We start from the raw sequence: 12062 nt of genomic DNA, 5'->3' as shown, positions 1-12062 counted from the left end.
GCTGGAGCACTTCGCCGGTACCCGCGTCCGCCGTACGGCGGCGCACCTACCGATTTCGTGACAGGGGTCGGCCCTCGTGCACACGTTGAGGGGAACGGGCGTACGAGGGCCGGTCGCTCGGGGCCGGGGGAGGCTCCCCGAGCGTCGGGGGCGCACGCAGCGTACGGCGGCTCGTGGGGGTGCGCGCGGCTGCGTCCACTCGGTCCGCGCGCCCCCTGCCCTGACGCGGGCTGCCGGGGCAGGGTGGGCGGTTGCCGGGGAAGAGCTACGGTCCCGGCGCCGTCTGGGAGGGGTGGGTGGGCCGGGTGGACGAGGGCCATGACGAGGTCCGTTTCGACGGCCGCGTGGTCGTGGTGACCGGCGGGGGCCGCGGTCTGGGCAGGGAGTACGCGCTGCTCCTCGCGGCGCGCGGCGCGCGGGTCCTGGTCAACGACGTGGGGACCGCGACCGACGGACACGGGTCGTCGCCCGCGCCCGCACGGGCCGTGGTCGAGGAGATCCGGGCGGCGGGCGGGCAAGCGCTGGCGGACGCTCACGACGTGGCCACCGCGGCCGGCGCCCGGGCCCTCGCCGCAGCCGCGCTGGAGCAGTGGGAGCGGCTGGACGCCCTGGTCAACAACGCGGGCATCTCGATCCTGCGCCCGTTGGACGAGCTCACCGACGACGAATGCCGGCGGGTGCTGGACACACACGCGGGCGGGACGCTGAACATGCTGCGGGCCGTATGGCCGCACATGACCGCCGCCGGGTACGGGCGGATCGTCAACACGTGCTCCGACGCCGTGTTCGGCGACACCGGGCTCAGCGCGTACGCCGCGGGCAAGGGCGCCGTGCTGGGGCTGACCACCTCCTCGGCGGCGGAAGGCGCCGCATACGGCATCAAGGTCAACGCGGTCGTGCCCGTCGCCGCGACCCGCATGTCCCTGGAGGCGGTCCGGGACGACGAACGGACGACCGCGCTGCTCACCGACCTGTTCCCCGCCCGGCACGTCGCCCCGGTGGTGGCGTTGCTGGCCCACGAGAGCGCCCCCTGCACCGGCCAGCTCCTCCACGCGGCCGGCCGCCGCACCGCCCGGATCTTCCTGGGCGCCACCGAAGGCGTCGTGTGGCCGCAGGACCCCACACCGGAGATGGTCCGGGACGGCTTCGCGCGGATCCGCGACACCGGGGCGTTCCGCACGCCGGGGAGCGTCAGCGAGTCCATGGGCTTCTCCTTCGCCCGGCTGGGAGCCGGGGCCGCCGGGCCGCCGGCCCTCGACCTCACGACCCCGGCCGCCCGGGAATGACGTGCGCACACCCACCCCGCGCCGCCCGCAACAGCTCCGGGAGGACCCGTGCCACAGGACATGGACTTCGACCTCCCCGCCGCCACGGAGATCAGCCCCGACCTCGAAGCCGCACGCCGGCACAACCTGGACTGGGTGCGCCGCACCGGCCTGGCCGCTGACGACCGGTCACTGGCCTGGTACGTCTCCTGGGACATGCCGCGCCTGGCCGCGCTCGGCTTCCCGCACGCCCGGGGCCCGGCCCTGGACCTGCTGGCGGACGCGATGGGGTTCTTCTTCGTCTTCGACGACCAGTTCGACGGTCCCCTCGGCCGGGACCCCGCCGAGACCGTCCGCGCCTGCCAACCGCTGATCGACATCGCGCACGGCGCCCCGCCGCCGCCCGGCGCGGACCCCTGCACCACGGCGTTCGCCGACATCCGGGCCCGCAGCACCGACGGCGCCCACCCGGCCTGGACCGCCCGCACCGCACACGAATGGGAGTACTACTTCGCCGCGCACGCCCACGAAGCGCGGGGCCGTCTCCGCGGCACCCCGGCGGACCTCGACGCCTACCTCCAGGTCCGACGCGGCATCGCCGCCACCGACCTGCCCCTCTCCCTCGGAGAACGCGCGGCCGGCCTCACCGTCCCCGCATCCGCCTTCCACAGCCCCGAGCTGCGCATCATGCGCAGGACCGCCATCGACGTCACCCTGATGTGCAACGACGTCTACTCCCTGGAGAAGGAGGAGGCCCGCGGTGACATGGACAACCTCGTCCTCGTCCTCGAACGGGCCCGGCGCCTCACCCGCGGCGAAGCCCTCGACGCGGCCCGCCACGAGGTGGACCGGCGCGTCCTGCGCTTCCAGGACCTGGCCGGACAGGTGCCCGCCGTCTGCGCGCAACTCGCCCTCTCCGAGCGGGAGCGGGCCGACGTCGCCGGCTACGTCCGCGTCATGACCGCGTGGATGAGCGGCTATCACGCCTGGCAGACCGTCACCCAGCGCTACCGGAACGCACTCCGGGTCGTGCCGCCCTCGGGCCCCGGCCACCTCGGCCAGGTCCTGCGCACCAGCGTCCGCAGGCCGCCAGATCCGGGGCCGAGCTCATTCCCGGCTCAGTGATCGACCAGCTCCTTGCCGCCGTCGACCCCGCCGACGGGGCACGAGCCCTCGCGAACAGCACGCTCGCCGTGGAAACGGCCTACACGTACGGCATGGCCTACGGGCTGTCCCGCGGCCACGACCTCGACGACCTGCCGCAGTCTCCCGTCGACGAGGCCCGGGAACCACTCCTCAGTCATCCCGGCCCAATCGGCCTCGCTCATCGGCGGCCCCGGGGTGATCCCGGACGCCTCCGCTGGCGCCAGGTACTTCCTGACCGTCTTGCGGTCCACCCGCAGCAACGTGCAAGCGCGCTCTTCGAGCGCCCCGCGTGCCAGTGGACGTACATGCCGGGTTGATGTCGAACACGACGAACGTTCTCCTCGCCCTCCGGGCTGCCCATCGGTCTGCCGAACCACGAGGGAGGAACACGGACAGCTCGGCGACGACCAGATCCCTCGATGCCGGATCAGCGGGCGGGTTTCTCCCAGGTCAGCGAGTACCGGCGCAGCACATGCCGGCGATACCGCACGCCGGGCAACAGCCGCCGGGCAGCAGCCCGCACCTGCCCATAACTCACCTGCGGGTCGGCGACCGGCATGCCCTGCGGGCCACGCGCGCGACGCAGCACCTTCGTGATCCGAACGATCGGGGCAGCCGCGATCAACGCCGCCCACTCCGTCACGCTCGCCTCGCGGGCCAGACCGACCACCACCAGCGTGCCGCCAGGCCGGAGCAGCTCACGCATGTGGACGAGTGCCGTTTCGAAGTCCATGTGATGGATCGTGGTCACCGAGCAGACGAAGTCGTACTCCGCACCGGGAAGTTCCGCGGTGAGGAAGTCTCCCTCGACGAAGGTGAGTTGCGGGTGGCCGACAGCGGATTCGCGTGCGCAGGCGATCATGTGCGGCGACTTGTCGATCCCGGTGACGTGTTTCGCCCGCCCGGCAAGCTTCCGTGCCAGCAGCCCATCCCCACAGCCGACGTCCAACGCGTCACGGCATCCTTCGGGAACGGCGCGGAGGATGCCAGGATGCCGGGCAACGTTGGTGTTCCAGTACGGCTCTGCGGCGGGCTGACCCATCGGATCATCGTAAAGCCCGGTCACGGCCTGCCGAGTGCACGCCGACGGATTCGCCGTCCCCAAGGGGAGAGGTGATCGGAGGGATGGGTAATTACGGGCTCTGGCGCTGATCTTGTGACGCGGTAGGTGTCAGTGGACATCGCCGCCGCGGCCACCAGCCCGCTGTGGATGCAGTCGTCACCCGGGAGGATCTCGTCCGGCTGCGCGAAGAGACCTCCTTGCCCCTGTTGCTTCAGGGCGTGCTCACCCGCCTTCGGCCTGCGCCGCGTGGTACGCAGCGGGGCCGAAGGCGCCTTGTCGTACGGTCGTTGGGAGCGCGGCGTCAGCCGACCTGTCCGGTCGGCCGCATGGTGATGTGGTTGACGTCCACGCCCGCGGGCTGATTGACGGCGAAGACGATCGTGTCCGCGACCTGCTCGGCGGTCATCACCGGCGCCGCCCCGGGGGTGCCGCCGCGCTCGTCCCAGAACGGGGTGTCGACCACCCCGGGTGCGACGACCGTCACGCCCACCCCGTCTTTGCCGACCAGCAGCCGGGTGTTCTCGGCCAGTGCGTGCGCGGCCCACTTGGTGACCGAGTACAGGTTGCCAGGCGTGTTGCGCACCCCGGCGACCGAACCGATGATCACGATCCGGCCCTTGGACTCCCGCAGGTGTGGCAGTGTCTCCCGCACCAGCAGGGCCGGGCCCAGGACGTTGGTGAGGACCATGGCGCGCATGTCCTCGGGGGCGTGGCTCTCCAGGTTGCCGGGCAGCGAGAAACCGGCATTGGCGATGACGTTGTCCAGTCGGCCCCACGCCTCCACCACGCGGCGCACGGCGGAGGCGACGTCGTGCGCGTCGCTGGTGTCGCCGGTGATCGTCAGCAGTCGCTCGCCCGCTGCGGCCGAAGCAGCGAAAGCGGCCAGCTTGTCCGCGTCACGTCCGGTGACGGCCACGCGGTGGCCCTGCTTGAGCAGGGCGCGGGCGGTGGCGGCGCCGATTCCGGTCGAGCCACCGGTGATCAGCGTGACGGGTTCCATGGGACGCCCTCCTTGGCGATGTGGTCACCGGGGCTCCCGCCAGAGCCTCGGATGCCGGTGAACACGAGGTGGGGCGTGAGGCCGACCGACTCCAGGTCGCCGGTTCCCCGAAACGCCTGCACTATACCCAGCGATCTTCCCGCTAAGCCGGTAGCCATCGCTGACCGGCCATGATGCCGCACGAATGGGGCCGAACCCGCGCTGCTGGCCCCCTTGTTGGGACCTGCGTGGATCGCAGGTCCCAGGCTGCGCGCACGCTGTCGGTGTCGGTGACGGCTGTGATCACGGCTCGCGTGTTCTTCGCGGAGTTTCGAGACGCTGTTCCCTCATCCGGCCGGTGTCGTGGTGGAGTTGGTCGAGCGGACTGCGGCTGGGATGGTCACGAAGCATGCGCGTGCCCGCTCGGCGGGTGCGTACTGGCCCCATGGCGGTAGTGCGTCGGTCCGGGCGCACGGCCGCTACATGCGACGGCTTGCGGATGCTGCGGCCGGTGGCGTCAGTGTGGTGATCGTGCCGCTGGTGCGGCGGTTCACGTGCCAGAACCCGGCGTGCCGAGCGGTGACGTTCGCCGAGCAGATCGCGGGGCTGACGATTCCGCAGGTCCGTCACACACCGCTGCTGCGTGAGCAGTTGACCTCGATCGCTCTCGCGCTGGCCGACCGCGCGGGCGCCCGTCTGGCCGGGGTGTTGGGCGGGCCTGCGCGTCGTCAAGGACACGCTGTTACGCCTGTCCGGCGCTGTACCGACAGCGGCGGCGGAGGAGGTCTCGTGCTCTTGTCCGGGCTCTCCCGTTCCGCGCAGAACTGCACTACGAGCAGGGACACCGCAAGGGCTGCCGCCGCGGCGTTCCTGGAGACCACCGTCGAGGTAGATCCCAAACTCCCCAATCGGGACAGCACGCCCTCTTGTGTGCCCAGAGCCTGGCCGCCGTGGCTGGCGGCAACGACATGCCCGAGCCCATCGTCCGCCGCTGGCGGGTCCAGCACGAGCTGCCCGACCGCGCCCGTCGACACGTGCGTCACCCTGGCGCACAACAACGGCTGGCCTCGATGGTCGGCGGGGTGCAGGGATCGGCTGATCGCCCGCGGGTTCACTGCGTCGTCACCGCGCCGCCGCGCGGGGCGGTTGTGCGTCAAAGACGTCCCCTTGCGGGTAGCAGTGGAGGAGTCGAGTTCCCCGTACGGTCGAACGCCCGCTCGGGCCTCCTCGCCTGAGCTGCACTCACCTGCCTTCATGCACGCCCGCTCGACGCTTCCGACGGAACAGGAGCACGCCCATGCGTCTTTATGCCCAGACCCCGACGCGTCGGAGCCGTCAGGTACTCGCCGACCTGATTGCCGTGGCCTTGATCGCGGTCGCGGTGAAGTTCGCTCTGGTCGTGCACGACGCGATCACCCTGCTGGCCGAACCGGGAAGGAAGGCGCAGAACGCGGGCGACGACCTCGCCGCCGGCCTCAACGACGCCGGCGACGCGGCCTCGAAAGTGCCCTTCGTCGGGGACTCCCTGAAGAAGCCGCTCCGGTCCGCCGCGGAAGCGGGCAACAGTCTCTCCGACGCCGGCCAGTCCCTGCAGGACACCGTGGGTCGCGCGGCAATCCTGACCGCAGTGGCCCTGGTCGTCCTCGCGACAGCCTTCGTGCTGGCGCTGTGGCTGCCCCCACGCCTGCGCTGGATCCGCCGCGCCACCACCACCCGACGCCTCCTCGACGAACCCGGTGGCGCCGACCTGCTCGCGCTGCGCGCGCTCACCGGGCCGCAGCGCGACCTCGCCGCGGTTCCCACCCCGCCGGGTGGTCTCGCCGACGCCTGGCGCCGGGGGGACCGGCAGGTCATCTCCGACTTGTCCAGAGTCGCCCTCGCGCGGGAGGGCCTGCGGCCCTGACGGGCGCGACGGGCGCTCTACGGGCGTGACGGGAATCTCTTCCACTACGCCCCGGGAGCCCACAGGGCCTGATCGAGCCCGCAGACCCCGATCACCGGGTCGGCGACGGGAACCTCCGGTCTCCCAGCCCGGCGGCAGCTGTCGGCGCCTGCGTCGGGGCCTTGACGAGGGCGGCGGCCGTGAGCGGGCCGACCGCGGTCCTCAGCTCCAGCAGGTCCTGACGGGCGACGGCGGTGCAATGGCGCAGCACTGGGCGGACACTACCCAAGGGTGGCTTCAAGCAGCAGTTCACTCAGGTCTGCCGGCATGGTGATCATGCAGTCGTGCCCGGTCGGCAGTTCCCGTATCCGTGCCGGGGAGCCGTTGGGCTGTGCTGCGGGGACGGACCGCCGCACGATGCCCTCCGGCTCTGCGCCGACGCAGTGGATGTGCGTGCGCGGAATGGAGCCCACGGCAGGGTTGTCCAGCCGGACCGGTTGCCGCAAGCAGCGCACTGGATGGTCGGAGAGCGTCGCACGCAGCCATGCGACGTCCGCCGGGTCGGTGACTCCGAACAGGCCGAGGGGCGGAGGCATCTCGGGCAGCGGCGGGATGCGCCAGCCGTTGTCGGACTTGGCGGCGAGGTCGATCAGGTTCTGGGTCATGGGTTGCACGTCGACGGCGGTCTCGCCGTGCTCCGGGACCATCGCGTCGAGGTACACCAGGTGCGCGATTCGTTCCGGTACCTCGTTGGCCACGGACGAGACGACCAGGCCCGCGTAGCTGTGACCCACGAGCACCACCTCGGTCAGGTTCTCCTCGTGGATCAGCTTGACGACGTCCGCGACGTGCGTGTCGAGCCCCACCTCGGGACCGAGCAGGTGTGCCTTGTCGCCGTAGCCGGTCAGTGAGGGTGCGAACACGCGGTGTCCGGCCGATTCCAGGAGCGGGACCACCCGCTCCCAGCACCGGCCGCTGTGCCAGGCGCCGTGTACCAGCAGAAAAGTTGACATGAGGGGAGTCGTTTCCTCTTCGGGGCGTGGAGGCGCGGGAGCATGATGGTTCCTGTTTGTGCCTCGGTACTCTTCGGGAACCGTGATCATCGTGCTGTACCTGCCGCACCCCGATCAATAAGGCACATTTCGGTGCCCCGGTTCTCTGGAGGTAACCATGAGCGGCACAGCAGGCGGCGAGTCGCGGCCGACGCGGCAGGAGGACCCGTGCCAGGCCCGTGAAGTGCTCGGCATCGTCGGCGACAAGTGGTCGCTGCTGATCGTGCGTAACCTCAGCCAGGGGCCGCGCCGCTTCACCGAACTCAAGCGGGCCGTCGACGGGATCAGCCAGCGTATGCTCACCGTCAGCCTGCGCGGCCTGGAACGCGACGGGATCCTCACACGGACCGTCCGCAACGTCATGCCGCCGCACGTCAGTTACGAACTCACTCCGATGGGCAGGACCCTCCGCGAAGCCACCGCACCCCTGTTGGAGTGGAGCATCACGCACCTGACGCACATCGACGCCGCCCGCGCTGTGTACGACGCCCGCCCCGACACCCCGACCGCCTGACGCCCGCCCGGCTGTACTCACCCATCGGCGGGTACGGCTCGATGAGCTTGCCCTGGTCAGCGGTGAACTGTCGCCTGTCGCATCCTGCGCTCCATCACGACGAGCCTCACCAGGGCAGCGAAACACGCGCACTGATCACGACCGCACACAGGCGCTGGCCGCCCGCACTTCCCGTGTGCGCCTTCGTTGTCACGCTCCCCCTTGCCGCCGCTCCGCCGAGGTCCCGTCCGCCGGGGGCAATCGCGAGCTGTCTGCCCCCGAGCAGTCCTGTGCCGCCCATGAGATGTGTGCGCCGGCACGTCGGGTACGCCGGCCACCTCCTCGCCCGGCCGCGGTGCGCGTTCCCGGCACAAGGTTTCCCGCGGCGCCCCCGCACGGCGAGCCCAGGCCGCGGGCCCGTGTCGGCGCGCCGTGATCCCGCGCGCGAAAACGTCTTTGTATACCCCGTCCGGCCGCGCCCATGCCCGAGCAGCGGAAGCTCGGGCGGCGCGTACCGATGCCCCGCGTGCGCCCCCACGCATCCCGGTGGCCGATTTCATTCGCCCACCGTCGTCGACTCCCGGCCTGTCACCGCCCGGCGGTGTCTCACACAGGGCGCCTCCAGCGCCGGCTCGGGGACGGCGAACGGTTCCTTTGTGCGGCCCCGGGTGGGGTGGCGCGCGGCACGGGCCCTCGGCCGTCGCCCCGCCTCGCCGCACCGTGGCCGACTGTGCAGCTCACCGGAGTGGGTGCGGGTGGTTCAGGGCGGCGGGGCAGTGCGGGGACGGCGGTTTCGGGGCGTCGGCGACCGAGCCCCGTACGGCGGGTCCGCACCCTTTTTCCGGTGCCGGTGGTTTGCCCAACGGCCGCCAGGGCACACGGGGGTGCGGGAATCCGGCCGGAGTCCTCCTGCGCCCGCTCGTCCCGTCACGTTGGCGGGACGGTGACGCAAATGAGTCGCCCCAGCACGCTCCGTTCATCCGGCGGGGGGTTGCGATCGGGTGGGTCACCCTGAAGACTGTGGCCGCGTTCCGGTGAAACAAAGGTGTGAACGGCGGTGTGTCCTGCCGATCGCGGGCTCGTGCGCATCGGTGGGGCGTATTCGTCCGCTGTGTTCGCGCGGCCGCATTCGGGCCGTTGTTCCATCAGGGGGAAGGGGTCCGCGCAGCCGCGCGGACTTGGTCGCCGAGGGGGATGAGATGTCGGACTGCTCCGCCCGAGCACCCGGGCTGTGCGGGGGTGTGGCCGGCCCCGGAGCCGCCGCGCGTTCCACCACACGTGCTGAGGTGCGCCGCGCATCCGACCGCCCAGCGGTGCCGTGACGGCAGTCGGCAGTCGGCCGCCGGGCCGTCCGTAGAAGCTGCAGAAGCTGCGCGGGTCACCCGTCCCTGCCGCGCCGTCCCACCGACGGTGACCCCTTGTTCCCACCCCTGTTCCACCCCCTGTTCCACCGCCGGATCCCGCACACCCATGGGCGTGGTCCCTCCCTGCCCGCGCGCGCCGCTACCGAGGAGACAAGGTGATCAGCAGACAACTGACGGGTGAACCTCCGCTGCTGGAGGCGTTACCCGAGCGGTGGCGGGACCTGCACCGGGACGGACCGGTTCGTTACGATCCGGGCCAGAGCGTGTGGCAGGTGCTGGACCTCGAGACCGCCGCCGCCGTGCTCGCCGATCCCGTGACGTACTCCTCCGACATGACCGGACTCGCCCCCAGCCAGCCGGACTTCGACACCTTCACGCAGGGCAACTTCGTCGGCATGGACCCCCCGGAGCACCGCAAGCTCCGCGCCCTGGTCAGCCAGGCGTTCACCCCCCGGGTCGTGCAGGGGCTGGCACCCCGCATCGAGGCCGTGTGCGCGCGGCTGCTGGACTCCGTCGCCGGCCACGACCGGTTCGACCTGGTCGACTCGCTGGCCTATCCGCTGCCGATCATCGTGATCGCCGAACTGCTCGGCATCCCGGCCGAGGAACACCGGCTCTTCCAGGAGTGGGCGAGCGTTCTGTTCGGCGGCGACCAGCTCGGTGAGGCCCCGGACATGGCCGACCTCGAACGCGCGCTGGAGGCCATCGCTCCCACGGTGCGCGAGATGAACGGCTACATGCTGGAGCACATCCGCGCCCGCCGCGCCGCCCCCGGAGACGACCTGACGAGCAGGCTCATCGCCGCCGAGGTGGACGGCGTCCGCCTGCGCGACCAGGAAATGGTCGGTTTCGTCGCCCTGCTGCTGGTCGCCGGGCACATCACCACGACCGCGCTGCTAGGCAACGCCGTCGTCGTCCTCGACCGGCATCCCGGCGCGGACAGTGCCCTGCGCGCCGACCCGGGGCGCATCCCGGAGGCCGTCGAGGAGATCCTCCGCTGGCTGCCCCCCTTCCCCGAACTCGGCCGCCGGGTCACCCGCCCGGTGGTCCTCGGCGGACACGAGATCCCGGTCGACACGCTCCTCATGGTGCATCTCGGCGCGGCCAACCGGGACCCGGCCCGCTTCGCGGCGCCCGACACGCTCGATCTCACCCGCCACCCGAACCCCCACCTGACCTTCGGGCACGGCATCCACTTCTGCTTCGGCGCCCCGCTGGCCCGGCTGGAGGCGCGGATCGCCCTGCGCATGGTGCATGAACGTTTCCCCACGCTGGTCGTCCCGTCCTACGAGGACGTCACCTTCCAGAACCCGGCTGTGATCATCGGCGTCCGCCACCTGCCCGTCGAGGTCGGCAGAGCCTGAGCCCGGCGCACCCGCGCCCCGGCCGGCCCCCGCACCGCTCGCGGCGGGCCCGGCCGTCACCCGCACATGAGACCCACGCAACGGGAGTCCCCTTCTCATGCCGTACACCGTCCCCACTGACACCGACGTCTTCCAGGCGCCGTCCCCGTTACGCCCGGAACTGCAGGACCGTCTGGACACCCTGGCCCGCGGCCACCGGGTACCCGGCGCCCAACTGGCCGTGGACACCGGCACGGACGTCCTCACACTGCACACCGGTACGGCCGACGCGGCCACCGGAGCCCCGTGCACCGCCGGCACGGCCGTCCCCCTCGGATCCCTCACCAAGCCCTACACGGCAGCCCTCGTGCTGCTCCTCGCCGACGACGGCGATCTCGACCTGGACGATCCGGCCGCCGAGCACCTCCCGGACTTACGGGACATACCCGAGGTGACGATACGTCACCTGCTCAGCCACACCGGTGGGCTGCCGACCGGTCCGGACTCCGACACCGCCGCCGCAACCACCGCCGGCCGCTATCTGTCGGCCGTGTGCACCCGCCGGGACCTGCTCTTCGCGCCCGGCACCGACTTCTCCTACTCCAACGCCGGGTACGTCGCCCTGGGACGGCTGGTGGAGGCCGTCACCGGCATGCCGTGGCAGGAGGCGGTCGGCTCCCTGCTCCTCCAGCCCCTGCGCACCGAGCCCGCGTTCCTCGGCGACGCGCGGCCCCTGCGTCCGATCGCCGCGGGCCACGCCGTCAACACGGCCACCGGCCGGCTGCGGCCCACCGCGCAGACCCTGGCGCCACTGGAGGCACCGGCCGGGGCGCTGCTGGCCAGCGCCACGGACCTGGCCGCCCTGGGGGCCGCGCTGGTCGGCCGCGACGACGTGCTGCCGCCCTCCGTCGCCAAGGAGATGCGCCACCCCGAGCCGGCGGCACGCCCCGGCACCCTCGCCGACGGATGGGGCGCCGGGCTCGCCCTGTACCGGCAGGGCGAGCGCGTCTGGTGCGGCCACGACGGCAACGCCCAGGGAACCTCCTGCCACTTGCGGGCCGATCCGGAGACCGGTGTGGTGGTCGCCTTCACCGGCAACGCGGGCGGCGCCACCGCGCTCTGGCGCGACCTCGCCGACGACCTGGCCCGTCTCACCGGGATACGGGTACCCACGGCACTCCGCCCCGCGGAGCGCGGCCCGGCCGTCGCGCTGCCCGACTGCGCCGGCGCCTACCGCAACGGCTCCACCACGTACCGGATCGCCCCCGGGCCCGACGGCGCGCCGGCCCTGTCCGTGGACGGCGACCTGCCCCTCACCCTGGTCTGCCACGCCGACCTCTCCTGCGACCTGCTCGATCCGGCGACCGGCCGCCCCGAGCCCGGCGGCCGGTTCCACCGCGACCCCGCCACCGGCCGGATCGACCGGGTGCAGATCTCCGGGCGCACCGCACGCCGTACCGACGACGGCTGAACCG

11 protein-coding genes are annotated in these 12062 nt (G+C 72.0%); 6 read left to right on the top strand and 5 right to left on the bottom strand.

The window, feature by feature from the left end; translation table 11 throughout:
- Window positions 1-251: 251 nt before the first annotated feature.
- Both Sri02f_RS01760 and Sri02f_RS01755 read left to right on the top strand, forming a co-directional pair.
- Window positions 252-1286, top strand: coding sequence for an SDR family NAD(P)-dependent oxidoreductase (locus Sri02f_RS01760; protein WP_245970316.1), 1035 nt, complete (start codon window positions 252-254; stop codon window positions 1284-1286).
- 48 nt (window positions 1287-1334) lie between these two features.
- Entirely contained in the window at window positions 1335-2390 is a 1056-nt protein-coding gene (locus tag Sri02f_RS01755) for a terpene synthase family protein (RefSeq protein ID WP_108999247.1), read from the top strand.
- Here Sri02f_RS01755 and Sri02f_RS42515 read toward each other — a convergent pair.
- From Sri02f_RS42515 to Sri02f_RS01740, 3 genes are all read right to left on the bottom strand, one after another.
- Window positions 2384-2662 carry a hypothetical protein gene (locus Sri02f_RS42515; RefSeq protein ID WP_245970342.1) on the bottom strand — a complete coding sequence of 93 codons (279 nt, stop codon included), beginning with the start codon at window positions 2660-2662 and terminating at the stop codon, window positions 2384-2386. The genes Sri02f_RS01755 and Sri02f_RS42515 overlap by 7 nt on opposite strands.
- Before the next feature lie 176 nt (window positions 2663-2838).
- On the bottom strand, window positions 2839-3453 hold the full coding sequence (locus Sri02f_RS01745; RefSeq protein WP_108999246.1) for a class I SAM-dependent methyltransferase: 615 nt from the start codon (window positions 3451-3453) through the stop codon (window positions 2839-2841).
- A 322-nt stretch (window positions 3454-3775) separates the two neighbouring features.
- Window positions 3776-4474, bottom strand: a complete 699-nt coding sequence (locus Sri02f_RS01740; protein WP_108999245.1) for an SDR family oxidoreductase — start codon at window positions 4472-4474, stop codon at window positions 3776-3778.
- A 1276-nt stretch (window positions 4475-5750) separates the two neighbouring features.
- Between Sri02f_RS01740 and Sri02f_RS01735 the strand changes: the two genes are divergently transcribed.
- Complete coding sequence (locus Sri02f_RS01735; RefSeq protein WP_108999244.1) at window positions 5751-6356, top strand: hypothetical protein; 606 nt, start codon at window positions 5751-5753, stop codon at window positions 6354-6356.
- A 91-nt stretch (window positions 6357-6447) separates the two neighbouring features.
- Here the strand turns inward: Sri02f_RS01735 and Sri02f_RS41040 are convergent, their stop codons facing one another.
- Both Sri02f_RS41040 and Sri02f_RS01730 read right to left on the bottom strand, forming a co-directional pair.
- Window positions 6448-6606, bottom strand: a complete 159-nt coding sequence (locus Sri02f_RS41040) for a hypothetical protein (RefSeq protein ID WP_159106649.1) — start codon at window positions 6604-6606, stop codon at window positions 6448-6450.
- Between the two features lie 10 nt (window positions 6607-6616).
- On the bottom strand, window positions 6617-7348 hold the full coding sequence (locus Sri02f_RS01730) for an alpha/beta hydrolase (protein WP_108999243.1): 732 nt from the start codon (window positions 7346-7348) through the stop codon (window positions 6617-6619).
- Between the two features lie 157 nt (window positions 7349-7505).
- Between Sri02f_RS01730 and Sri02f_RS01725 the strand changes: the two genes are divergently transcribed.
- The 3 genes from Sri02f_RS01725 (at window position 7506) to Sri02f_RS01715 (ending at window position 12058) form a co-directional block, all read left to right on the top strand.
- Window positions 7506-7901 (top strand): winged helix-turn-helix transcriptional regulator, encoded by a 396-nt coding sequence (locus tag Sri02f_RS01725; protein ID WP_108999242.1) that lies wholly within the window; start codon window positions 7506-7508, stop codon window positions 7899-7901.
- Window positions 7902-9399: 1498 nt separating this feature from the next.
- Complete coding sequence (locus tag Sri02f_RS01720) at window positions 9400-10608, top strand: cytochrome P450 (RefSeq protein WP_108999241.1); 1209 nt, start codon at window positions 9400-9402, stop codon at window positions 10606-10608.
- A gap of 97 nt (window positions 10609-10705) precedes the next feature.
- Window positions 10706-12058 carry a serine hydrolase domain-containing protein gene (locus Sri02f_RS01715; protein ID WP_108999240.1) on the top strand — a complete coding sequence of 451 codons (1353 nt, stop codon included), beginning with the start codon at window positions 10706-10708 and terminating at the stop codon, window positions 12056-12058.
- The last annotated feature ends 4 nt before the right edge of the window (window positions 12059-12062 follow it).

The organism is Streptomyces rishiriensis (genome assembly GCF_003112535.1).
In the GTDB taxonomy this organism is placed as follows: Bacteria; Actinomycetota; Actinomycetes; order Streptomycetales; family Streptomycetaceae; genus Streptomyces; species Streptomyces rishiriensis.
This window is presented reverse-complemented; position numbering and strand designations above follow the sequence as displayed.

What these genes read in the sequence shown, in the direction of transcription:
- Sri02f_RS01745 (WP_108999246.1), bottom strand. Translation starts at nt 3,453, where the DNA reads ATGGGTCAGCCCGCCGCAGAGCCGTACTGGAACACCAACGTTGCCCGG.
- Sri02f_RS01740 (WP_108999245.1), bottom strand. Translation starts at nt 4,474, where the DNA reads ATGGAACCCGTCACGCTGATCACCGGTGGCTCGACCGGAATCGGCGCC.
- Sri02f_RS01735 (WP_108999244.1), top strand. Translation starts at nt 5,751, where the DNA reads ATGCGTCTTTATGCCCAGACCCCGACGCGTCGGAGCCGTCAGGTACTC.
- Sri02f_RS01730 (WP_108999243.1), bottom strand. Translation starts at nt 7,348, where the DNA reads ATGTCAACTTTTCTGCTGGTACACGGCGCCTGGCACAGCGGCCGGTGC.
- Sri02f_RS01725 (WP_108999242.1), top strand. Translation starts at nt 7,506, where the DNA reads ATGAGCGGCACAGCAGGCGGCGAGTCGCGGCCGACGCGGCAGGAGGAC.
- Sri02f_RS01715 (WP_108999240.1), top strand. Translation starts at nt 10,706, where the DNA reads ATGCCGTACACCGTCCCCACTGACACCGACGTCTTCCAGGCGCCGTCC.